The 23832-nt window shown below is 50.9% G+C and carries 22 protein-coding genes; 9 read left to right on the top strand and 13 right to left on the bottom strand.

Features of this window, described 5'->3' with window-relative positions; translation table 11 throughout:
* The first annotated feature begins 53 nt into the window (after nt 1-53).
* The 3 genes from ACETK5_RS02360 (at nt 54) to ACETK5_RS02350 (ending at nt 2116) form a co-directional block, all read left to right on the top strand.
* Complete coding sequence (locus ACETK5_RS02360) at nt 54-260, top strand: DUF1657 domain-containing protein (RefSeq protein ID WP_053491912.1); 207 nt, start codon at nt 54-56, stop codon at nt 258-260.
* A 159-nt stretch (nt 261-419) separates the two neighbouring features.
* Nucleotides 420-1382: a sugar kinase gene (locus tag ACETK5_RS02355; protein WP_326114396.1), complete on the top strand. Its 963-nt coding sequence runs from the start codon at nt 420-422 to the stop codon at nt 1380-1382.
* A gap of 65 nt (nt 1383-1447) precedes the next feature.
* Nucleotides 1448-2116 (top strand): bifunctional 2-keto-4-hydroxyglutarate aldolase/2-keto-3-deoxy-6-phosphogluconate aldolase, encoded by a 669-nt coding sequence (locus tag ACETK5_RS02350; RefSeq protein ID WP_100538901.1) that lies wholly within the window; start codon nt 1448-1450, stop codon nt 2114-2116.
* A gap of 95 nt (nt 2117-2211) precedes the next feature.
* On the opposite strand, the gene ACETK5_RS02345 is transcribed toward ACETK5_RS02350, so the two are convergent.
* The 5 genes from ACETK5_RS02345 to ACETK5_RS02325 all read right to left on the bottom strand — a co-directional run bounded on the left by ACETK5_RS02345 (nt 2212) and on the right by ACETK5_RS02325 (nt 7658).
* Entirely contained in the window at nt 2212-2817 is a 606-nt protein-coding gene (locus tag ACETK5_RS02345) for a YitT family protein (RefSeq protein ID WP_100538902.1), read from the bottom strand.
* A 124-nt stretch (nt 2818-2941) separates the two neighbouring features.
* A complete protein-coding gene (locus tag ACETK5_RS02340; RefSeq protein ID WP_326114395.1) occupies nt 2942-3793 on the bottom strand; it encodes an MBL fold metallo-hydrolase in 852 nt (283 codons plus the stop codon).
* Nucleotides 3794-3944: 151 nt separating this feature from the next.
* The gene (locus tag ACETK5_RS02335) at nt 3945-5915 is read right to left on the bottom strand and encodes a PTS fructose transporter subunit IIABC (RefSeq protein ID WP_394054225.1); all 1971 of its coding nucleotides are present in this window, start codon (nt 5913-5915) and stop codon (nt 3945-3947) included.
* An 82-nt stretch (nt 5916-5997) separates the two neighbouring features.
* Entirely contained in the window at nt 5998-6909 is a 912-nt protein-coding gene (gene pfkB / locus ACETK5_RS02330) for a 1-phosphofructokinase (protein ID WP_394057310.1), read from the bottom strand.
* Complete coding sequence (locus tag ACETK5_RS02325; RefSeq protein WP_326114390.1) at nt 6909-7658, bottom strand: DeoR/GlpR family DNA-binding transcription regulator; 750 nt, start codon at nt 7656-7658, stop codon at nt 6909-6911. The genes pfkB and ACETK5_RS02325 overlap by 1 nt, the downstream gene beginning before the upstream one ends.
* A 268-nt stretch (nt 7659-7926) precedes the next feature.
* Between ACETK5_RS02325 and ACETK5_RS02320 the strand changes: the two genes are divergently transcribed.
* Complete coding sequence (locus ACETK5_RS02320) at nt 7927-8838, top strand: J domain-containing protein (RefSeq protein ID WP_394054224.1); 912 nt, start codon at nt 7927-7929, stop codon at nt 8836-8838.
* A gap of 84 nt (nt 8839-8922) precedes the next feature.
* Here ACETK5_RS02320 and ACETK5_RS02315 read toward each other — a convergent pair whose 3' ends face one another.
* Nucleotides 8923-9813, bottom strand: a complete 891-nt coding sequence (locus ACETK5_RS02315; protein WP_326114387.1) for a hypothetical protein — start codon at nt 9811-9813, stop codon at nt 8923-8925.
* Between the two features lie 173 nt (nt 9814-9986).
* Here ACETK5_RS02315 and ACETK5_RS02310 point away from each other — a divergent pair, with 173 nt between their 5' ends.
* Together ACETK5_RS02310 and ACETK5_RS02305 are read left to right on the top strand one after the other, a co-directional pair.
* Nucleotides 9987-10844: a DegV family protein gene (locus ACETK5_RS02310; RefSeq protein ID WP_100538908.1), complete on the top strand. Its 858-nt coding sequence runs from the start codon at nt 9987-9989 to the stop codon at nt 10842-10844.
* Nucleotides 10845-11084: 240 nt separating this feature from the next.
* A complete protein-coding gene (locus ACETK5_RS02305) occupies nt 11085-11588 on the top strand; it encodes a hypothetical protein (RefSeq protein WP_100538909.1) in 504 nt (167 codons plus the stop codon).
* A gap of 97 nt (nt 11589-11685) precedes the next feature.
* Here ACETK5_RS02305 and glpX read toward each other — a convergent pair whose 3' ends face one another.
* From glpX to ACETK5_RS02285, 4 genes are all read right to left on the bottom strand, one after another.
* Nucleotides 11686-12663, bottom strand: a complete 978-nt coding sequence (gene glpX, locus ACETK5_RS02300; RefSeq protein WP_326114386.1) for a class II fructose-bisphosphatase — start codon at nt 12661-12663, stop codon at nt 11686-11688.
* A gap of 41 nt (nt 12664-12704) precedes the next feature.
* Entirely contained in the window at nt 12705-13511 is an 807-nt protein-coding gene (locus ACETK5_RS02295; RefSeq protein WP_100538911.1) for a pyruvate, water dikinase regulatory protein, read from the bottom strand.
* A gap of 13 nt (nt 13512-13524) precedes the next feature.
* Nucleotides 13525-14187, bottom strand: coding sequence for a helix-turn-helix transcriptional regulator (locus tag ACETK5_RS02290; RefSeq protein ID WP_394054223.1), 663 nt, complete (start codon nt 14185-14187; stop codon nt 13525-13527).
* 207 nt (nt 14188-14394) lie between these two features.
* Nucleotides 14395-14568 carry a GapA-binding peptide SR1P gene (locus ACETK5_RS02285; protein WP_100538913.1) on the bottom strand — a complete coding sequence of 58 codons (174 nt, stop codon included), beginning with the start codon at nt 14566-14568 and terminating at the stop codon, nt 14395-14397.
* A gap of 332 nt (nt 14569-14900) precedes the next feature.
* Here ACETK5_RS02285 and ACETK5_RS02280 point away from each other — a divergent pair, with 332 nt between their 5' ends.
* Nucleotides 14901-15875, top strand: a complete 975-nt coding sequence (locus ACETK5_RS02280; protein WP_100538914.1) for a cation diffusion facilitator family transporter — start codon at nt 14901-14903, stop codon at nt 15873-15875.
* Nucleotides 15876-15940: 65 nt separating this feature from the next.
* Here ACETK5_RS02280 and ACETK5_RS02275 read toward each other — a convergent pair whose 3' ends face one another.
* Nucleotides 15941-17737: a S9 family peptidase gene (locus ACETK5_RS02275; protein WP_394054222.1), complete on the bottom strand. Its 1797-nt coding sequence runs from the start codon at nt 17735-17737 to the stop codon at nt 15941-15943.
* Between the two features lie 272 nt (nt 17738-18009).
* On the opposite strand from ACETK5_RS02275, the gene ACETK5_RS02270 reads away from it, so the two are divergent.
* On the top strand, nt 18010-19401 hold the full coding sequence (locus ACETK5_RS02270; RefSeq protein WP_127594921.1) for a SpoVR family protein: 1392 nt from the start codon (nt 18010-18012) through the stop codon (nt 19399-19401).
* A gap of 127 nt (nt 19402-19528) precedes the next feature.
* On the opposite strand, the gene ACETK5_RS02265 is transcribed toward ACETK5_RS02270, so the two are convergent.
* Together ACETK5_RS02265 and ACETK5_RS02260 are read right to left on the bottom strand one after the other, a co-directional pair.
* The gene (locus ACETK5_RS02265) at nt 19529-20590 is read right to left on the bottom strand and encodes a globin-coupled sensor protein (RefSeq protein ID WP_100538917.1); all 1062 of its coding nucleotides are present in this window, start codon (nt 20588-20590) and stop codon (nt 19529-19531) included.
* A 212-nt stretch (nt 20591-20802) separates the two neighbouring features.
* Nucleotides 20803-22698: a PrkA family serine protein kinase gene (locus tag ACETK5_RS02260; protein WP_100538918.1), complete on the bottom strand. Its 1896-nt coding sequence runs from the start codon at nt 22696-22698 to the stop codon at nt 20803-20805.
* A 265-nt stretch (nt 22699-22963) separates the two neighbouring features.
* Here ACETK5_RS02260 and ACETK5_RS02255 point away from each other — a divergent pair, with 265 nt between their 5' ends.
* Nucleotides 22964-23740, top strand: coding sequence for a DUF2161 family putative PD-(D/E)XK-type phosphodiesterase (locus tag ACETK5_RS02255; RefSeq protein ID WP_394054221.1), 777 nt, complete (start codon nt 22964-22966; stop codon nt 23738-23740).
* Nucleotides 23741-23832: the final 92 nt, after the last annotated feature.

Here is a 23832-nt window from a genome sequence, read left to right as displayed (position 1 = left end):
GTTCTTCTGCAAAATGCGTACATTATTACGCATGAAAGGAGTGATAAAAACCAATGACCGTAGCATCCGACGTCAAAACATGTCTCTCATCCTTAAAAAGCGCTCAAGCCAGTCTTGAGCAATTTGCACTGTCCACGCAAGATCAAAATGCCAAAGATTTGTTCACGGCTGCAGCACAACAAACACAACAAGTCGTGGACCAAGTGGCCCAGCGGGTTCAGCAGCTTGAACAGGAAGAGCCTCAGTATAAAGGTTTCTAACCATTTGTTTTTGTTTGCTCCATAAACATGTAAGGCCCATGCATACCTCCTATCCCTCTTGATAGGAGGTTGTTTATCTTGTGTTATTTATTATTGAGTTATCCTCCCCATCAGGGTAAAGTGTTAGTAACGGAGACTGAATATAAGGGGGTAGATTCTATGAAGAATGGTAAGCGTCCTATCGATGTCATCACGTTCGGTGAATCGATGGGATTACTATATCCGGAAGGCACACGGGGCATAGGACAAGGAGGAAGCATGGCACAATCCTTCGGTGGTGCCGAAAGCAATCTCGCTATCGGGCTCTCCAGACTTGGCTGCAGCAGCGGATGGTTCGGTCAACTCGGCAACGATCCGATCGGAACCGGTATTTTGAAAACGCTTCGAGGAGAAGGTGTCGACATTTCCGCCGCCAGACAAACGGATGCTGCACCGACCGGTCTTATGCTGCGACAGAACGTTCGCGGTCAATCCTCCGTCTATTACTACCGCAAAGGCTCTGCTGCCAGTCAAATGACCCCGGACCATGTAGACTCCGAATACATAGCCAATGCCCGTATCCTTCATTTTACAGGCATCACCGCAGCTTTAAGCAGCAGCTGCCTGGAGACGATACGGCATGTCATTTCCGTATGCAAAGCACATGGCGTCCTGATCAGCTTTGACCCAAACCTCAGGCTCAAGCTATGGAATATCGAAGAGGCTCGTCCTGTATTGCTGGAGCTTGCGGAAGCCTGTGATTATTTTCTACCAGGTTATGATGAATGCAAGCTGCTGTTCGAAACAGAGGACGAGCAGGTGATCCTGGATCGTCTGCGACAGCTTCCCGCCATGTCCATTATCAAAAGTTTCAATGGGAGCAATGTCATTGTCCACAAGAACCACACCTATTCCCTTCCTTTTGAGCAGGTGGATCAAGTGGTGGATACCGTGGGCGCAGGCGACGGCTTCTGTGCCGGTTTCCTCGCTGGCATCGCCAAAGGCTGGACACCCGAAGAGGCTCTCTCATTGGGCGGCTTAACCGGATCTCTGGTGATCCAAGCGCCTGGTGATTGGGAAGCACTTCCGACCTGGGAAGAGGTACAACAGCGGCGCGGGAACGCTGCTCATATCGAACGTTAACTCCTGTTCTTTAAACGAGTCATCTTTTCTTTCGAATCCATTCATAGACGAGAAGGAGTGTAAACATGAAAAAACTAAGACTGATCGAACAAATTCATCATGCAGGCGTCGTCGCTGTCCTTCGCGGGGATTCCCCCGAAGAGGTTGTCGAGATTGCCAAACATGCGATTGAAGGCGGTATCAAGGTTATCGAAGTAACCATGACTGTACCGTTCGCCACCGAAGCCATTACAACGCTGGCCAAAATGTATTCCTCCAACGATCCGCAAGCGGATAACTATGCCATTATCGGCGCAGGCACGGTTCTGGATGCTGAAACAGCCAGAATCACCATTCTTGCCGGTGCCGAGTTTGTGGTCTCGCCCGGCTTCGACCGCGATACCATTTTGCTCAGCAATCGTTACCGCATCCCGGTTATGCCGGGTGCCGTAACCGTTCATGATATCGTCGCCGCTCTTGAGCTTGGCGTCGATGTCATTAAGCTCTTCCCGGGGAATTTGTACTCTCCATCCGTCATTCCATCCCTGAAGGGCCCCCTCCCGCAGGCCAACATCATGCCAACCGGGGGCGTGAATCTGGATAATCTGCATGAATGGATCAAGGCCGGCGCATTTGCGGTCGGGATCGGATCGGACCTAACCAAGGACGCACTGAAGAGCGGTGACTTCAATCTGATTACAGAAAAGGCACGCGCTTATATTAACGCCTTTAAGGAAGCCCAGGCGCAAAGATAAAAAATATGTACTGTTATGATATATGATTTTCTCTAACTATTTTTTTTGAAAACAGACAAGCCTATCAAGAGTCAACTCTTGATAGGCTTGTCTGTTTATTTAATCCTTCTCTTTTTGAACCAACGCTTTTGAGTGAACATCCCCGTCGTAAACCCGCCTGCTACGATCGTCAGAACAGAATACATGAAGGTGCTTCCCGATAGCAGGATGCCTCCGAACCCGATGATAACCGCATCCATCAGCAAAATAATGACGCCTACATTTAATGGCAAATATTTAGCCAGGAAATGCGCCAAGAGGTCCGTTCCGCCCGTGCTTGCATTGTTTCTTAGCATAAATCCAAGTCCGGCTCCGATCAATGCCCCGCCCAGGGGCGCGCTAAGGATGACATTCGGGGAAAAAAATCGCAAAAAAACCTGCTGCAGCGGTGAAAGCAAATCGATGATAAATGAAGATATCAGCATGCCTGACAGACTGTTGTAAAAGATTTCGCGATTTAATATCCAGGCTGCGATAAACATGGGAATGCTGCACAAAATGATGACGAATCCGATATGTAGATCAAATACATAGTTAGCAATCAGAGCAATGCCGATAACTCCACCATCCAAAACTTTATGCGGGACAAGAAAAAAATTGGTCCCCATCGCGATCAGAAAACTGCCGATCACGATAATGACATGTTTTCGAAATGACACCATTTCCCACATCTCCATTTATAAGGGCATGTCTCATTTATATGCTTGTCATTTCGAAAAATTGCGGACTTGCTGTCCCGCATTTGAAAAAAAATTCCACCATGATCGATTTGGACGCCTTTCGCTTTTAATCTTTTACATAAATCAAACGCTCGGTCCGTGCCATCACCTTGGTCTTCATATAGGGATAATTCTCATAACAATAATCCACGAAATACCCCGGCTTCTCTCCATTCCAAGGGAAAATATCATAGTGCATCGGAATCGTCAGATCGAATCTCGATGCTGCGGCAAGCTCTGCAGCCTCCCGGAAGCCCATATTTCCAACGATCCCGTCTTTCCGGCGGAAGGCATCCCCCCCGTTGATCGGCACCATCCCGATATCAATCGAATGCCCCTGTAACCTTTCTACCAAACCAGGATATACGACGGTATCCCCCGCATGGTAGATCAACACGCCCTGGATATCCACCAAATATCCGACAAACCGGTGTCCAAACTGTTCATGCTCATCCAAGGTTTCATGGGCAGCCGGAATCGCCATCAGTCGGAAGCCCTCAAACTGCTGCCATTGATCGCACACTGCCGCGAACAAACGCTCCGGCGTAACACCAGCCTCTCTCATCGCTTCATGGCAGCAAGCCGGTGCAACAAAGACGGTCTCCGGATTCTGCTTGGCTATGACCGCAATCGTTCCCAGATCCATATGATCGTCATGCTCATGGGTGATCAGCACCATGCTCGCATTCGTGATTTGCTCCGGCTTCAGCGGTGCAGGAAATGCGCGCTGGAATCCCGCTTTGCGTTCCAGATCATCCGACATATAAGGGTCGATGTAGATGACAACCTCCCCACCCTTAAGGACAACGCTCTCCTGTCCCAGAAACCATACCGCCGCCATCCCTTCGGCTGTGGACGTGCGGTTGATTTCTTCGATAAGCTGCCCGGGACCTCGACCCTTGCTGTTCTGTTCCATCATCTCTACTATCTCTCCTTTCATTTTCTATCACGACTAGATTATAACATGCGGTCATCTATAGAAATGACCCAACCGACAATGAAAAAAAAAACGAGTCGGAAGTCAGCAAAAATGCTTACCCCAAACTCGCTATGTCTTGTCTTACATGAATCTATTTGCGCTCAAGCGGCTTCTTCCATAGTCCTAGCAGCATGCCTGATATCACCGAACCAATGAGAACGGCCAGCAAGAACAAAAGCGCATGATTGGCCAGAGCGGCAACAAAGATTCCCCCATGGGGCGCAGGCACGTTGATGCTCCACAGCTGCGTCAACCCGCCGGCAACCGCAGAGCCCAGGATACAGGAAGTTAGTACGCGCAGCGGGTCGGCTGCGGCAAACGGGATCGCGCCCTCCGTGATGAAGGAAAGACCCATCACGTAGTTGGTCACGCCCGATTTGCGCTCCTGCTCCGTGAATTTGTGTTTGAAAAACGTTGTTGCCAGCGCAATGGCGAGCGGAGGAACCATCCCGCCGGCCATGACCGCAGCCATCATGGCCCCGTTCGTGTTGCCGCTGGATGTAAAGACGCCGATCGCGAATGCATAAGCCGCTTTATTGAAGGGACCGCCCATGTCAATCGACATCATCCCGCCCAGAATAAGACCGAGAATCACCGCGTTGCCGGTACCCAGATTGTTCAGAATATCAATCAGACCGAGATTGATCCAGCTGAAGAACGGATCGAACAAGTAGAACATGATTGTCCCCGTGACAAGAAGGCCGACAACCGGATACAGCAGAATCGGCTTTAAGCCGTCAAGCGCTCTTGGCAGGCCGGCAAACACTTTGCGCAGCAGGATCACCACATAACCCGCCAAGAAACCTGCGGCAAGCCCGCCAAGGAATCCCGAATTTGAATTGAGGGCCATCAGGCCTCCGACCATGCCGGGCATCAATGCCGGGCGATCGCCTATGCTCAGCGCAATGAATCCCGCCAGAACCGGAATCAGGAAGTGGAAGGCGCCGTCTCCCCCGCCTATCGTCTGCAGCAGCTGGAAGAGGGGATGGTTTTCACCTGCAAGCTGCTCGATCAGGAAGGAGATGGCCAGAAGAATACCGCCTCCTACGACGAATGGCAGCATATGTGAAATACCATTCATCAGATCCTTGTACACTTTCGTGCCTATGCTGCCCTTCTCCGCGCCTTTCGCCTGCGGCTCACCGCCGCCTTCGCTGCGGTAGATCGGCGCATCACCGCTCATCGCCTTACGGATCAGCTCCTCTGATTTGCGGATACCGTCGCTGACAGGTCGCTGGAGCACAGGCTTTCCGTTAAAGCGGGCCATCTCCACGTTTTTGTCAGCGGCAATGATGACGCCTGCAGCCCTGCGGATTTCCTCTTCCGTTAACACGTTTTGCGCACCTTCCGAGCCATTGGTCTCCACCCGGATTTCGACGCCCATCTCCTGAGCTTTCTTCTTCAGGGCATCTTCAGCCATAAATGTGTGGGCAATGCCGGTCGGGCAAGCCGTGACGGCAACCACAAATGCAGTCGAAGTTCCTGCAGAAGCATTCCGTTGGTCAGATTCGGGAGCGCCGACGGACTCCTGACGGTTGTTCTCGGCTTCCTTTTGTGCAGCTTCCTTTTTTTTAGCCGCTTCCCTCTCAGCTTTGGCGGCTTCTTCTACCGCCTGCTTGGAATCGAATAAAGCCGTTACCTCCTCGGGCGTCTTCGCATCCATCAATTGGGCGATGAATTCTGTATCGATCAACAGCCGCGATAACGCTGCAAGGGTACGAAGATGCGTATTTCCCGCTCCCTCCGGGGCAGCGATCATGAAAAACACATACGCCGCCTCTCCGTCCAGCGCTTCGAAATCCACGCCCCCACTGCTCTTGGCAAACACGACGGTCGGTTCATTAACCGCTCTCGTCTTCGCGTGCGGCATCGCGATGCCGCCCCCGATCCCCGTACTGGATTCGGCTTCACGCTTCAGAATCATTTCTTTGAACAAGACCGGATCGTTGATCCGCCCGCTTGCAGCCAGGCTTGCGATCAGTTCATCAATAGCTGTCTCCTTCGTGACCGCCTTCAGGTCCATGATCATCGTTTCCTGTATCATTAAATCCGTGATTTTCATGCTGGTTCACACTCCCTTGATATCATCGTGATGACAACCACGCCATAGCCGCACCATAACGCGTGATTCGATGTAAAGCGACTTACCACTCCGTGATTTTAACCTGCGGAAGAAGTCGCTCAATCGTCTCCCGCACAGCCAAATCGTCCGAGAACGCCGTCGCGCTTCCCGAGGCGACCCCTGTCCGGAATGCCTCGATCGGGTCCTTGCCCATCGCAAGTGTACCGACGAATCCGGCAATCATCGAATCGCCGGCCCCGACGGAATTACGGACTGTACCTGACGGTACGCTCGCGTGATATACCCGATCGGTCGTGATGAACAGCGCCCCTTCGCCGGCCATGGAGATAAGGACATGCTGTGCTCCTTGCTCGAGCAGCTTTCGGCCGTACTCCACAAGCTTCTCGCTTGAGTCGATCACGACTCCGAATAATTCGGCCAGTTCGTGATGATTCGGCTTAACGAGGAGCGGCTTCCAGGCTAAAGACTTCATCAGCGCCTCTCCGGTGGTGTCCATCACGAATTCGGCGCCGCTCTTCCGGCACGCTTCGATAAGACGGCCATAGAAGTCAGGTCCCAGCGAAGGCGGAACGCTGCCGGACAACACAACGATATCCCCTGCTTGAAGCTGCGACAGTCTATGAAGCAGCTCTTTCGTTTCTTCGTCGCTGATGATAGGACCCAGGCCGTTAATCTCGGTCTCTTCGCCATGCTTAAGTTTGACGTTGATGCGAGTATCGTCCGCGATATTTACGAAATCGGTGCAGATTCCTTCCTTGCCCAGCATCTCGTCTATATAACGACCGGTGAATCCGCCAAGGAAACCGATGGCCGTATTATCAGCTCCCAGCTGGTTCAGCACCCGCGATACATTAATTCCTTTACCGCCCGGAAACTTCATGTCCCGGGTCATTCTGTTCAAACCGCCAAGCTCGATATGCTCAACTTCCACGATGTAATCGATGGAAGGATTCAGTGTAACTGTATATATCATCATGATCCCTCAATTATTTTGGTTTTCTGTGAAATGGCCTTCTTCCATGATTCCGGCAAGGGCTCTGTAATCAGCGTCGCTTCGTTCAGATCCAACAATTTGGCGAAGGAAACCTCACCTATTTTGCTTGAATCCGCAAGGACATAACTGGAGGCGGACAGCTGGTGGGCGCGCCGCTTAATCAAGGCTTCTTCCGGATCGGGCGTGGTGTAACCCATCTCTACATCCACACCGTTCGTGCCCAGAAAGCAACGGTCAAAGCGGAAGTTGTCCATATTTTGCAGCGCGATGCTGCCGATGACGGCTTTGGTATGAATTTTCATCATGCCGCCCAGTAGATAACTTTTGATTCGCTTGCTGACCAGCGCTTCGATATGGGATAAACCGTTCGTAACAACCGTGACATCCTTCGCGTCGATGAACGGTATCATCGCCAGTGTGGTCGTTCCCGCATCGAGGTAAATGCTTTCTCCATCTTCCACCTGTGCTGCCGCTAAACGGGCAACGACCTTTTTCTGTTGAATGTTTTTGAACGTTTTTTCCTCAATTCCAGGTTCCTGTATCTTAGGGCTCGGCAGAGCCGCTCCGCCATGAATGCGCTTTAATAATTGACGTTCTTCAAGGTCGATCAAATCACGCCTAACTGTTGATTCCGAAGCTTCAAGGAGTTCAACCAATTCCTGCAGCTTCACGACGCCGCGTTCTTGCAAGCGCTCTAAAATGATTCGGTATCTTTCTTCCGTCAGCATAATCGAATCCCCCCTCAAAGCTTATACTACCATAATCATTCCAAAAAACAATCTAAAACTTTCAAAATCATTCATAATCATTCAGGAAAGCTATGAATCATTTACCATATCGCATCATTTTCATTCGGCATTTTTTGCTTGTTCATGACAGTTTACCCATTATCAAGCCGGCAAGTGTCGAAACATCACATAAACGTTTGTAACCTGCCACCTCTACACTATATACTGGTAAATAGGAAACTCTCACAGTATAGAAGAGGTGACATGAATGGACCAATTGAAAGAAGCCTATGAGCGAATGGGTCTGCCGGAGGATGCAACCAAGAAACAGCTCGACGACCGGTATACGCTGCTCATGCGCCAAACCCGCTCACATCAAAGGCGGGAGCCGGACCGGGCGGAGGAGATCGAAGCCGAGTTTGCCGAAATCACCAAAGCCTATAAATTCATCCTTGAAGAAGAGAACCGTAAAGCTTTGGAAGAGATGAATCAGAAACGGTACGGCAAATATAAAAGGTTTGCCGGGACAGCGGAGAAAACCGATCATTTCTTCCGTTATTATAAATTTCATGTGCTCGGCGGAATTGCTCTAGTCGGCGTACTCATTTATATCGTGATCAGCATTTTCAACCATCAGGCCGAGAAAGAACGGTTGGCCAATCTGCCCCCGGTTGATCTGGAAGTCATGTTCCTCGGATCTTATATGAATCAGGATGGAGGACAGGACCTCAAGCCGATCGAAGACGCGATTCTGGCGCAATTCCCCGATTGGAAACGCGTAACCGTTAACATTAACTATGTACCGCCTCTGGATTCCAACAATCCGCAGGATGCAGCCATGCTGCAAAAGGCACTGCTTGTCCTGTCAACCGAGCGACCGGACCTGTACATTATGGATCAGACCGCCTTTGATTGGATTGGCAATCAAGGGATGGTACGTCCGCTCGAAGCGGACGTTGAAGGCGAGCTGAAGGAACTGCTCACACCGGAGATGCTGGTCAAGGGAAAAAATGAGGAAGACGGTTCGGAGCATGTGTATGCCGTGGATATTATGGGCAGCCCGCTTGGCGAAGAACTGCCTGTCCTTAAGAAAGAAATGTTTGCGGGCATTCGTGAAGGCACGGAACGGGACGCAAATGCATTGCGCTTTATTAAGCAATATTTGGAGACGTCCAAGTAATGAATGCGCCCATCCGATATGAATAACAAAACAGCCTCGCTGCTTAGCCATATGGCCAAACAGCGGAGGCTGTTTTTATATGCCTTATTGATTAACGATCGAGCTCAAGGATGTAAAGGCATGCGTGGCAAACCCCTCGGAAGGTTCACGGTGAGGGTTATTTACGCGGAAAATATAGCCCTGTCCGTCAATCTCATCCACAATGTACATCTTGGTCAGGTTCTCGCCTTCGCCTATCATATACACGGACGCATCCTCCATGCCCTTATGCTTCTCATGGTCGTCAGCTTCACGAACTTTACCTGTCTCGGCAAGCTCTTTCTCCGCTTCCATCTTGAGTTCATCCCCGTTATAATCCGAAGGCAGCTTCGTAATCTCGACATAATAATCTTGATCCACATTCATGGTCAGCTTGTTGGTCTTTGCATCAAAGGAAAAGATATCAAAAATATAGAGCGCGTAGCCGTCACCCTGGGCCAGTTTAGCTGTTTTGGTCTCTTTCATGCCCTCCAGCTCAAGTTCAAAATCTTTGGTTGCAGGCAGCTGCGCGTTCTCTGGACCCGTGCCCCCGCCTCCCTCTTCCACCGTCAGCTTGGTGAGGATCAGCTGTTTCAATTCTTCTTCGCCCTCAATGGGCTGCTCCCAATACTCATACGAGACGGACTCATCTCCCTGAAGCTTGGATATGACTTGGTCCATACCTTCGCCCAGCCGGAACGCGGTAGGGCCATCTGCTGTTTCAATTTCAACGGAATTGTTATCGATTTGACCTACATAGGTACCGGTTCCCTGCTTGATCTCGACCTTCGGCTCTTCGACGGGTTCAGCCGGTTCCTTGACATCATCCTCTACCGGATTCGGATCAACTGGCGGCTGAGAAGTCGGGTCTTCGCCGCCGCATGCCGTAATTGCCATGAGCAGCATAGCTGCGGCAGCTGCTGCGATGATTTTGCTCAAATGCTTTCGCTTTGCCATAAAACCACCTCCATTATAATTAACGGGAAACCTATGGAATATGTTGCACAATCACCGCCTTTTTGGAGTATGCTCACAGCACTCGCCCCAAAACGACAAGAGCATTCCCTTTTCTCATCAAACAAGGTATTCTAGTAGTACAAGATTCAATTAGTTGATAAAGGGAGATGTTCATGTCTGGTAAAATTAGAATTTTTGCTGACAGTACTTGCGACTTACCACCTTCATGGATAGAAGAATATCATATCGGCATCGTTCCGCTCTACGTCGTATTCGGAGAACAATCCTTTCGCGACGGAGTCGACATTACGCCGGAACAGCTATACGCCAAAGTCGATCAGATCGGCAGCCTTCCCAAAACAGCGGCACCTTCTCCGTCCGACTTTATTGCAGCCTTCACGCCTTCTATTGAGCAAGGCGAGGATATCCTGTTCCTCAGCATTTCGTCAGAGCTTTCTTCCACATACCAAAATGCGTTGATAGCCGCAGGTGAGCTGCCCGAGGGCCGGGTTACCGTGTTTGATTCACGCAATCTTTCCTCCGGTATCGGACTGCTTGTTATGAAGGCTGTTCACGCGGCCAATGAAGGTTCATCCATACCGCAAATTGTGGAGCTATTAAGCCGTACCGTAAATGAAGTGGAATGCGAATTCGTTGTCGATACGCTGGATTACTTGTATAAAGGCGGACGCTGTTCCGGCATGCAAAACATCATTGGCAGCCTGCTGAAAATCCGTCCGGTTATCAAAGTCGTGGACGGCGGTATGATCCCCGCTTACAAGGTACGCGGCAAAAAAGAGAAGGCGCTGGAGCAAATGATCCAGAATGCGCTGACTCAAGTGGATAAGATGGACAATGATTTGATCGTTGTTGTACATACCATGGCCGAAGAGGAAGCCCGCTTCCTGCAGAAGGAGCTGCAGGAGAAAACAGGCGCACGGCAGGTTAGCATTTCTACGGCGGGCTGCGTCATTTGCAGCCACTGCGGTCCTCAAACCGTCGGACTCATGTATACCAAGAAGCCTTCATAATATCCTTCTTTCGAAAAAGACAGTCCTGCCATGTAACGTTCTGCCGCAGGACTGTTTTTCTGTACTCAAGCCTGCCCACCGGGCGCTTAGGACCTTATTACACGGGCTGACTATTGGCTAAACATGTCATCCTAGACTAAAGTCTAGGTGAAACATTCCCCGAAGGACCGAGGACATCCCCATCCATTGCATGGTATTCTTGGATTAATCAATCTACAAAAGGAAAGGAACGAAGTTTGTATGACGAAACGTACAATCTTGGCACCGCTGCTCATCCTGCTCGGCGCATACTTGCTCTTAAACCAAGGCGGATCCGTAGGCGCCGGTTCCATCTTCGCCACATTCTGGCCTACCTTGTTCGTGATCCCGTTAGGCCTGTTTTTTCACTGGATGTACTTCTCGCTGGTTGGACGACAGGGCATCGGACTGTTGATACCGGGCGGCATTCTGCTCACAGCCGGTATTGTCAGCCAAATCGCTTCCTTGTTCGACTCATGGGGTTCAATGTGGCCCGGCTTTATCCTGGCCGTTGCGGCAGGGCTGTTCGAGTTTTACTGGTTCGGATCGCGTAACAAGTGGCTGCTCATCCCGATTAACATTCTGACCGTATTGTCGCTGCTGTTCTTCGTGGTATTCTCTATCGGACCCGTGCTGAATTACCTGTCCGTCGTGCAGCCTGTTATTGCCGTAGTGCTTGTGCTTGGCGGAGCTTGGCTGATGCTCGGACGGAAGAGACACGGTTAAGCATCCGCTGCGCTAAACCGTTAACAACGCATAAAGGCACGCCGAAGGTTAGTTAACCTTTGGCGTGCCTTTATGTTATAGATGCCCTGCATATGCATTAAGAAGATGCAGCGGCAGCTAACGTTTCACTGCTTTGAAACAGATGATGAACGCTGCGGATATAACGGACGGTTCGAGTGCCGGAGTACATCATGACGGAATGCGTTTCAGCCCGCTGACCCGGCATATACTTCACGCCGCGCAGGAAATCGCCAGCCGTCACGCCGGTTGCCACGAATAATACGCCTTCGCGGCCTACCATATCCTCCATGGTCAGCAGCTGCTCGGGATGCTCCAACCCCATATCCTGGCATCTGATAAAATCCTCCGGTGTTTCCGGTATAAGCCGTCCCTGGATTTCTCCGCCCAGACATTTCAAAGCGGCGGCGGCGAGAACGCCTTCCGGAGCTCCTCCAGAGCCCACATAGAGATCGACCTCACTGTCCGTGCAGGTCTCGATCGCACCCATGACATCCCCGTGGCTCAGCAGTTTGATCCTTACCCCGGACTCTCGCAAAGCCTTAATCATCGCGTTGTGTCGCTCACGATCGAGAATGGATACCGTCATCTCCGACAATGGTTTTGATAAGATCTCCGATGCTTTTCGAAGGGTTACTTCAATCGGATCATTCAAACTCAGCTTGCCCGCAAGCTCGGGTCCAACCGCGAGCTTATGCATGTAGATATCGGGCGCATGCAGAAGGGTGCCTCGGGGAGCTGCGGCAATCACGGACAACGCGTTGTTCAGCCCGCTGGCCACCGTTTCCGTTCCTTCAAGCGGATCCACCGCCACGTCCATCTTCGGACCTTTGCGGTTCCCAACGCGCTCTCCAATATAGAGCATGGGAGCTTCATCCATCTCGCCTTCCCCTATGACAACGACCCCATCCATCGCTGCGGAATCAAAATGCTTGCGCATGGCAACCGTCGCGGCTTCATCAGCACTGTTCTTGTCACCTCTTCCTGTCCACCGGGCGGATTGCAGTGCCGCTTCCTCCGTTACTCTTACAAGCTCCAATGCTAATGAACTCTCCATGAATGAATCCCTCCTTCTGCTTTTTTCCTTACCGGTGCAGCTTATTTCAGATAATTCATGATCAGTCCTGCGGATTCCTCAATCGCCTTATCCGTGACATCAATGACCGGACATCCGAGCTCCGCATACAGCGACAGGGCGTAATCCAACTCCTCCTGTATCCGCTCAAGGGCTGCATACTGCACCTGATGCGGCAGTCCCATGACCTTTAAGCGCTCGCTGCGGATTTTGAGAAGATGCTCCGGCTCGATCGTAAGTCCGATAATTGTGCCGTTCGTGACTTCTCTGAGCTGCGACGGCGGAGACATCTCCGGCACGATCGGAAAATTGACCGTTTTGTAGCCTTTATGAGCGAGAAACATCGATAGCGGGGTCTTGGAAATTCGGGATACGCCCAGCAAGATGATGTCCGCCTTCAAAATGGCGCTAACGTCCTTGCCATCGTCATATTGGACAGCGAATTCCATCGCGTCGACTCTCCGGAAATAGCTGTCGTCCAAGCGATGCAGCAGTCCCGGCAGTCGTTTGGGATAGTCGTTGAACGTATCGGCAAATGCCTGCATCATCGGCCCCATAATATCCACCGTACGAATGTTGAGCCGCACAGCTTCCTCCCGCATGACCTCGCGAAGCTCCGGCTGCACAAGCGTGTAGGCCACAAAGCCTCCGCGCCGCGCCACCTCCTCCATCAATTCGGTCAATTCATCCTCGTCGCGAACGTTCATATAACGTTTAATCTCTGTATTCGGAAGCTCGAACTGGCGTAGTGTAGCTTGCACAACCGCTTCAGCCGTCTCCCCAATGGAGTCCGAACAGATTGCTATGAAATGAGTTAATGCCTGATTCATCCGATTCCTCCCATTATTCCTCGGCTACCATGTCGAGCAGCATTTTGATAATATTCGTTTTTGTAATCCGACCCACAACCTTCCAGTGTTCCCCCGGCTTCCCCGTGGTGGATGGAACAACAACCGGCAGGCTATCGATTTGATGATTGATGATTTTTCGTGCGGCATCCAGTACCGTATCTTCCGGCTGCACCGTTGTCACGTTAGCCCGGCGGGTCATGATCAGGCTTACCGGCATGGAGGATGCCGTCGGGTTGCCAAGCGTTACCTTTAGCAGATCCTTGCGGGACACAATCCCGGCCAGATGGCCGTCGACATCGGTAACGATCAGATTCCCCACGTTCTCCAGAAACAAGGATACAACGGCTTCATGGATCGTCGTGGTCTCACGCACAATAACCGGAACACCGTGCAGATCGCCAACCTTCATTTTGAGAAGGCGAAACTTCTCCTCCCGGTCGCGCGTACCCCGCTTTCCCAGAAAGTACCCCACCTTAGGCTTGGCATCAATATAATCCAGAACCACCAGTTTGGATAAATCGGTACGAAGGGTGGCTCGGCTGACATTCAGCATCTCCGCAATCTGATCTCCTGTAATGGGTGCATGTTTTTTTACGATATCGACGATATCCTGCTGCCTTGTCGTCAGTTCGATAGTGATCCCTCCTGCGTGCATTTCCTCTACTTGCCGATATAATACGTCATATATAATATATATGCAACATATTTTCGTTCAAAAATGCATAATTAGGTATCAATCATTTTTTTAACCCCTATCAGAAAAGGTTATAAATCCACATAATTCCACTAAAAAAGCATGCTTCAGGAGGTTTCCTCCCGATAAGCATGCTTTGTTTACATTCGGTCTAATCATCACCATCGTTTAATCTTGAGGGTCTGTGCCTTTGCATTCCCCTTTTCCACAATATCCATAAATGATCTTCACTCCGTCGGTTGGAATCGTATCCACCATTTCATCACATCTGGAGCATATAATCAGGCCCCATTCCTCGTTCGCCTTGCCTTTCGCTGCCTCCGGACTTGTTAACGCTTTCATAACATTTCCTCCTCATGTTTTTTCACTTTGCTGCAAGGCAGTTTACGCTTTGTTATCAAGGGGGTAACTCGATTCTCCACATCATGCCAAAGACCGCTAACCAACCGTTTCGTTTCCCACATCCCTTTATTTTCCACTATATTCTTAATGTATTGGGTAAGAAATGAAGATATGAGTAAATCATGATTAATGTAACAAAAAACATGTTAAGTAATATGTATGTCATCATGTTTCCTGTGAAGATAAGGGATGGGGATACCCTTAATTTGGCATGATATGATAATATATACTTCAGATTTATAGAAATCGACATTATAGACGGAGGGTTTGGATTGAAGAACACATGGCAGCTCATTAAGAAAGGAAATACCTCATCCGCCATTGCGGCACTGGGCAACACGGGATTGGCCATAATCAAGGGGATTGCGGCGTCTGTCAGCGGCAGCGGTACGATGTTTGCATCCGCCATGCACTCGGTGGCCGATGCGGTAAACCAGGGGTTTGTATTCGTAGGCAGCGTGCTGGCCGAGCGGAAGCCGACCAAGAAGTTCCCCACCGGATTCGGCAGGGTCATTAATCTGGTCTGCATGGTCGCGGTGATCGTGGTTACCATCATGGCCTACGAAACGATCCTGAAAGGCTTAAAGCTGTTAAAACATCCGGAAGAAGCCACGAATTTCTGGCTTAATTTCATTGTGCTGGCCATTGCCGTTATCATTGATGGCTCCATTCTGATGAAAGCCATGAAAGAGATAATGAAGGAAACCCGCGTTCAAGCATCCGGCCTTGCCCTGCTGCCAGCGGCTTTCAAAAATGCCGGCCGCGCCGCCCCGCCTACACGGCTTGTGTTCTATGAAGACATCGTTGCTACGCTGGGCGCCCTCTTTGCTCTGGTTGCCATTATATTCGCACATTTCTTCAACTTCCTCATCCTGGATGGAATCGCCACGATCCTCATCGGCTGTCTGATGGTAGGCGTCGCCTTTAAGGTTGGATATGACAATATGGTCGGCTTAATCGGAGTCGCCGCTCCGAATGAAGTGGAAGAGAAGATCTCCCAGATCATTCTCGGCGATCCGGATGTCCGCGATATCAATCGTCTTCGTATCCTGCAGGAAGGCCGGAACTATCATGTGGAGGCCTACATTGAGCTGAAGAAAGGGATGAGCCTGGCCGAGGCCGGCCATTCCAAAATGAGAATCAACGCCCTGCTGACCCAGGATCCAAACATCTCGGATGTGACCTTGGGCATCCTGGAGGACGATGGAATCAAGCTTTGGAATCCGAGCGAGAATCTGGATAACTAAACGGGAAAGAGGCATACCTCAGAGTCCGATGGACCTTAAGGTATGCCTCTTTTTTCATACGACTCTTACTGATTGCGCTTCAGGAATTCGACCATCCGCGCATAAGCGATTTTCTCGTTGGCCTTCTTCGTAATGCCATGTCCCTCGTCTTCAAACACGAGATACTCTACGTCACGGCCCTTCGCCCTCAAGGCTTCCACGATTTGGTCAGATTCCTCTTTGACGACACGCGGATCGTTAGCCCCCTGGATGATCAGCATCGGGTTCACCATCCCATCCAGATATGTAATCGGCGAGTCCTTGATAAAGCGATCTTTATCCCGTTCCGGATCGCCTATCCAGCGCTCCATAATCGGCTTCCAGTGCTCCGGTACCGAATGGTAGAAGGTAAACAGGTTGCTGACGCCAACAATATCAATGGCCGCTTTGAAATACTCCGGATTACGCCCTGCCAGCAGCAGAGTCATATAACCGCCATAGCTGCCGCCCATCACGAAGAGCTTCTCACGGCTCGAGATGCCTTGCTCAAACAGCCAATCCATGCCTGCCAAGCAGTCCTTGCGCGGTCCCTCGCCCCAATCCTGTTCCACCAATTTCACGAAGGAGCTGCCGTAACCAGTGCTTCCCCGGAAGTTCGGACAGAAGATGTGATACCCTTTGGCCAGGATATACTGGAACATGGAGCGGAACTGCTTGCGCTCCGAGGCTTGCGGGCCGCCATGCGGCCAAAATACCGTATAACCGTTCGCCACGTGATCTTTGGCGCGGAACAGGAGCGCTTCAATCTCCATGCCGTCAAAAGATGGATACGTCACAACCTCCGGTGTCACCATGTCCTCGTCGGTTAATCCTGTCAGGACGTTTTTCGTGATCATGCTCCATGCGCCATCCGCATAGCGGTAAATGTTAAGCGGCTTCACGGCGCCGCGGGCGAGCAGGTACAGATTGCCGGACTTTGTCACGTTCAACTGCTCCACGATGTTCGATGGGAGAGGAATGGCAGTTAACTCACCACTGTCGAGCGAATAGGCATACAGTCGATCCTCCACCCCTTTTTCCGTAACAATGTAGAGGGTTTGTGAATCCTTATGGTAGCGCAAGAGCTGAATGCTCTCCCGGTCGATGCGGCACAGCGGTTCAAACTTCTGCTGCGGGATGTCGTAACGGGCCACGTAAGAAAATTCGGATTCAAAGTCTGTTGCAAAAATGACCTGGTCATTGCCGGCAAACAGCACATCCCCCGAAATATGCACCTGTTCCGGCGACGGCGTCAGGCACAGCGGCTCTTCGCCCTCTCGCTTCACGTAACTAACATAGTAGGTGTTGGCATACACTTTCGTATACGCGATGGTTCTCTCGTCGGGGCTCACAGCACACATTTCGGTCGACGTCACCTCGCCTTCATGCAGCAAATGATCCTCCTTGGTGTCCAGATGATATACGCGCGAATTCAGGAAGGACGGATTCCCCTTCGACGTAACGTAATACAGTCGCTTGCCGTCCTCCGATAGATGCACAAAATAATGTTTGTCATCCGCATCCGCCCCTTCGAACAAAGGCATCGGCTCGCCGCCGTTCCAGGGCAGCGCATGAAACTGATAATTCTCATTCCCGTCACGGTCAAACGCCGTTAAGATATGCCGCCCTTCCGGGTCCAGCTTGATAAAGCTTGCGATCTGGTCATTGTATGTAAGCGGGTATGGGTAGGATGTCTCCCCTTCTAACTCCATGGCCCATAAATTGAATTTTCCGTTTAGACTGCTGCTGAATACAAGCCGTGATTCGTCTGCACTGATTCCGAAGGTACGAATGCCATACGTTTGAAAAAATTGCTCCACATCGGGTTTAGGAAATTCGATCATTCATTTGCCTCCCTGACCTCATCTTATTATCCATCGGTAAATAAATGGAGAAGTTTGCCAAACCGCTGGATTATTCCCATTATAACGCAAAGCATCGTAAGGGTCACCGTTACATAGTCGGGCAGCTTGCTAAGTCTGCAGACCGAGAGGATGTACAATTTTTGACAGGGGCCTGTATATATTCCCGGCGTCCCTCTTCTGCCCGCATATCTGCAGCAAGATCCCATATAAATGATAAGAACCATGTTTTTAATGACGAAGGGGGGATTCTCGTGCACCAAGACGAGATCGCGGAACTGGAACGTTCCATTGCGGAGATTACCGAGATCGCTACAGGCTTTGGCCTTGATTTTTACCCTATGCGATATGAGATCTGCCCGGCAGACATCATATACACCTTCGGCGCCTACGGCATGCCTACCCGGTTCAGCCACTGGAGCTTCGGAAAAACCTTCAATAAAATGAAGATGCAGTACGACTTCGGCCTTAGCAAGATCTACGAGCTCGTGATCAACTCCAATCCGTGTTATGCGTTTCTCCTGGACGGCAACTCCCTGATTCAGAATAAACTCATTGTCGCCCATGTCCTTGCACACTGCGACTTCTTTAAAAACAACGCCCGCTTCTCCGTCTCCAACCGCAATATGGTCGAGAGCATGTCGGCTACTGCCGAGCGCATCTCCCGTTATGAGATTGAGCATGGCACGGAGGCGGTTGAGCAGTTTATCGACGCGGTGCTGGCGATTCAAGAGCATGTGGATCCGCATATCGTGAGGCCCGATAAACTGGATAAGCAGCGGTACACCGCACGGCGGATGCAGGAGCAGAAAGAGGAAGCCAAGCGGCAAAAGCCTCCCGGCCGGTACGACGATTTATGGGATATGGACGAAGACGGCGAAGACAAAGCCGACAAATCGCCGGCAGCACCTAAACGCTTCCCGCCCGAGCCGGAGAAAGATATCATGTGGTTTATTCAGGAGCACTCCGACATTCTGGAGGATTGGCAGCGGGACATTATGAGCATGCTGCGGGAGGAGATGCTGTACTTCTGGCCGCAGATGGAAACCAAAATCATGAACGAAGGCTGGGCTTCGTACTGGCATCAGCGTATTCTGCGGGAGATGGACCTGACCAGCGAGGAAACGGTGGAATTCGCCAAGCTTAATGCCTCGGTTGTGCAGCCGTCGCGCCACAGCCTGAACCCCTACTACCTTGGGCTGAAAATCTTCGAGGATATCGAACGCCGCTGGGACCGGGATAAGATGTTTGATGTCCGTGAATACGACTCCGATATCTCCTTCCTGCGCAATTATTTGACAAAGGAATTGGTGGAGGATCTGGACCTCTATGTCTTTGAGAAAAAAGGACCGGAGTGGAAAATCACCGATAAGGCGTGGGAAAATATCCGCGACCAGCTGGTCGTCTCCCGCGTAAACGGCGGCTCGCCGTTTCTCGTGGTAACCGATGGCGATCATCTCCGCTCCGGCGAACTGATGATCAAGCATCTGTACGAGGGCATTGAGCTTGACCTGAAATATATGGAGCGGACCATTCCCTATGTTTACCGGCTCTGGGGCAAACCCGTGCATCTGCATAGCATGATCGAGGGCAAACCGATCCTGTTCTCCTATGACGGCAAGAAGCTGCATCGGCGATTTATTTAACCACGCTTGAAAAACAAATATGGCGCCATATAACAGCAGCACCCGCGAAGGGTAAGTTTCCTCCTTCGCGGGTGCTGCTGTTCATTTCATATAGCGCACACATCATCTGTTCGCTCTCGGATCCCTGTTATACACTTACCTTCTCGGATACGTTTTCCTCCTGGACATCGTGCTTCTGAACATCATATTCATGCTGAAGCGATTCCAAATCATCGGCCAGCTTTTCCATCATTTTCACAAAAGCAGCCAATTCCTGCGAGCTTGCCGCCTGATTACGTGCGTTCATGGACGTTTTTTCCGATTCCTGCTCTACAAGACCCAGCTTGCGAATAATGCCGCTAACCTTGTCCTGAATCTCATCCATCGCCTTCTTGGAGTTGGTGGCCAGCTTTCGAACTTCGCCGGCAACCACCTCGAAGCCTCTGCCTAACTCCCCGGCATGAGCAGCCTCAATCGCCGCATTCAGACCGAGCAAGTGGCTCTGATCCGAGATTTCCCTAATCAAGCTGCCCATCTGCTCAATATGTAGAATTTCCTCGCCGAGCTCGGAAGTCAGCGAATGCGCTTTATCTTGGGCTTCTGCAGTTTTGATTGCATTGTCTGCCATTAAGGCTGCGCTTTGATCCAGCTCCACGATCATGGCAGTTAATTCTTGAACTGCATTTGTAATCGCTTCCAACATTCGTTGTTGATCCGATACCAAATGGTTGATCTTCTCTTTCTCTTTCATTTCGTAAGCTTCCAGGACGAGCTGGGAGTCCAAATTAAACATCTTGCTCAGCGCATGCACCACGTGGATCCACTGATCCGGTACGATTTGCTTCAGTAAATCGGTGGCAATGTCCAGATAAACCATGTAACTTCCAAGATAATAATCTGTTTTCAGGCCGATTCTGGAGTGAACTTGTCCGATCTTAATCCGTTCGGCAATATAAGCATCGTCCACTCTCCCTGCCGCAAGCGACATCCAGTATACCCGCTGGGTCTCCTTAAGCCGCTCCACGTTCGAGGTACGCTCGATAATCTGCATCAGGTGCGGCTGCGTCCCGATCTGCGCGTAAAACCGGTTAACGACCTCTTCAACTACCTTCGCAAACACGTCACGATGATTGGCCAGCAGCTCCAACCCTTGTTCATCCAATCCGATATACTCCAACTGTTGGCGTCTTTTCGGGGAAACATCAATCATTTCGAAAAATCCACTCCTAAATAGCGTGATCCATATCACAGGTTCAAGTACTTAGGGTCCATTATAGACTATATTTACCATACAGACATAATGCCAAAGTCCTAATTGTGTGTATATTTGCACCGACAAACCGGGCCATTTCATCCCAAAACATGAGAAACCACCCGAATTCACAGATGGTTTCTCATGGCATTCCATTCTTCTATTCGTTATTACCGATTCAACAGACTGCCCACATAACGCAGCAGCTCGTTCGCGCATACCGGGCAGTACCCATGCTCTTCGATCAGTCTGGAGCTAACCTCGTTGATCCGTTTCAACTGCACGGCATCCGGCGTTTTGGTCGAGGTCGTAATCTTGACGATATCCTTCAGGTCGGTGAACAGCTTCTTCTCAATCGCCTCGCGCAGGCGCTCATGATTGTTATACTCGAACTTTTTGCCCTTCCGGGAATAAGCCGAGATGCGTATCATGATTTCCTCCCGGAAAGCCTTCTTTGCGTTTTCCGAGACACCGATCTGCTCCTCGATCGAACGCATCAATCTTTCGTCCGGATCCATCTCCTCATCGGTTAACGGATCGCGGATTTTCGTCCAGTTGCAGAATGCCTCGATGTTATCCAAATAATTCTCGAACAGCGTCTTGGCCGACTCCTCAAAGGAATACACAAAGGCTTTCTGGACTTCCTTCTTCGCCAGATCATCATACTCCTTGCGTGCGGCAGCGATAAAATTCAGATAACGCTCCCGCTCTTCCTTGGCAATCGAAGCGTGCTGATCCAGCCCATCCTTAATGGCCCGCAGCATATCCAGCGCGTTAATGCACTGAAGATCCTGCTTAATCAAAGCACTGGATATCCGGTTAATGACATATCGCGGATCTATCCCGGACATGCCTTCTTCCAGATACTCATTCTGCATTTCTTTCAGGTCCGCTTCTTTATATCCTTCGACTTCCACCCCGTCGTACATGCGCATCTTCTTGATCAGATCCATCCCTTGCTTCTTCGTTTCCTTCAGGCGCGTCAAAACGGAGAATATCGCGGCAGAACGAAGCGCGTGCGGCGCGATATGGATATGCTTCATATCACTTTGGCCGATCAGCTTCGAGTAGATCTTCTCCTCGTCGCTGACTCTCAGGTTATACGGAATCGGCATGACAATCATTCGGGATTGCAGCGCCTCATTTTTCTTATTGGCGATAAATGCTTTATACTCGGATTCGTTGGTGTGGGCCACGATCAGTTCATCCGCGCTAATCAGCGCAAACCGACCCGCTTTAAAGTTCCCTTCCTGGGTCAGGGACAGCAAATTCCACAGAAATTTTTCGTCGCATTTCAACATCTCCTGGAACTCCATCAAACCACGGTTGGCTTTGTTTAACTCGCCGTCAAAGCGGTAGGCCCGCGGATCCGATTCCGAGCCGTATTCCGTGATGGTGGAGAAATCGATGCTGCCGGTCAAATCGGCAATATCCTGCGACTTGGGATCCGATGGACTGAACGTACCGATGCCGACCCGGTTCTCCTCGGAAATTAATATCCGCTCGACTTCAACCTTTTCGATATCACCGCCGTACTCGGTCTTAAGCCGAAGCTGGCAGGCCGGGCACAAATTCCCCTCGATTCGGACGCCGAGCTCCTTCTCGATCTCCGGTCTGAGCTCCAGCGGAATCAAATGCAGCGGCTCTTCCTGCATCGGGCAGCCGGCGATCGCGTATACCGCTCCCCGGTCGGTACGGGAATGCTTCTCCAGGCCGCGCTTCAGCAGCGTAACCAGCGTGGATTTCCCGCCGCTGACGGGCCCCATAAGCAGCAGTATGCGCTTGCGAACATCCAGTCTGCGGGCCGCGGAATGGAAATATTCCTCAACGAGTTTCTCAACAGCTCGGTCGAGACCGAAGATTTCCTGTTCAAAAAACTTATATTTTTTCTGGCCCCCGCTCTCTTCGAAACCGTAGGATTCGATCATGTCATATACACGGGCATGTGCCGTCATGGCTGGAGAGGGATCCTTCTTAAGTATTTCAATGTATTCCCTGAATGTGCCGCTCCACGCCAAACGGTCGCCTTCTGCCCGATACGATGCTATGCGTTCGAAAATATCCATTTCGCTACCTCCTATGAGTCTGTTTATGGGGATTGGCTTCCATTCCACAGCGTCATTAGAAAACATTCCATTTTCGAAAAAGTGTATTACATACCTATGCGACTTACTTGGAATAGTTGACCTTATTTTCGAAGTCATGCGCATGCAATTTTATCTAACCACCGGTCCATTCTACACTCGGGTACGCCACGCGAGCCGTCCCCATGCTATACTGAAATTACATTAACTTGACATTAAGCATCTTTCGAATAAAAGGAGAGTCATCATGGCGATAAAGCATGAAGCCGAGCTGTACGCTCCCCTCAAGGCCTTTTTTGAATTGAACGGTTATGAAGTGAAAGGCGAAGTGCGCCACTGTGATCTTGTCGGCATGAAAGAGGGCGCCGATGAACCGCTGATTGTGGAATTGAAAAAAACATTCAATCTGGCCCTTCTGCTCCAGGGTATCGAGCGGTTGAAGCTGACCCCGTACGTTTACCTTGCCGTCGAGAAGAGCCGGGCGAAGAAAGGAGCCGTCAATCAGCGCTGGGCGGAGCTGACGGGGCTCTGCGGACGTTTGGGACTTGGACTCATTACGGTCACCTTTTACAAAACCAAAGCGCCCTTCGTCGAGGTGCTCTGTGAGCCGGAGATGGCCGTGCAGAAGGGTCGGACCGCCATCAGGCGCAAGGAACGCCTGTTGTATGAATTTCGTGAGCGCAGCGGCGATTACAACACGGGCGGGGTGACGAGGGCCAAGCTGGTTACCGCTTATCGCGAGAAAACGCTGCGCGTTGCTGCTGCCATGAATGCGGCGGAAGTGGAGCAGCTGGGCTCGCGCGAACTCCCGGAGGGTCATGAGCGGCAAGAAGGAACTGCCCCTGCGGTGCTCACCGGCATTTCTCCGGCGGCTGTACGGGATCGAAGCGGGGTGGGATCGGCGGCTGACATTCTGCGGCGCAATTACTACGGCTGGTTCCGTCGGGTGAGCCGCGGACGCTACGTGCTGACGCCCGCCGGCGTACAGGCCCTGGCAGATTATGCTTCCGTAGTGAAATCATAGATTTTATATGCAGACCCTCAAGCAAGCAAACATTCGCCCATGAAAAAAAGCTGCTGATTCTATTCCGAACCTGAAATCAGGCTCAATCAGCA

Source organism: Paenibacillus ilasis, assembly GCF_043195395.1.
Classification (GTDB): Bacteria; Bacillota; Bacilli; order Paenibacillales; family Paenibacillaceae; genus Paenibacillus_AQ; species Paenibacillus_AQ lautus.
This window is presented reverse-complemented; position numbering and strand designations above follow the sequence as displayed.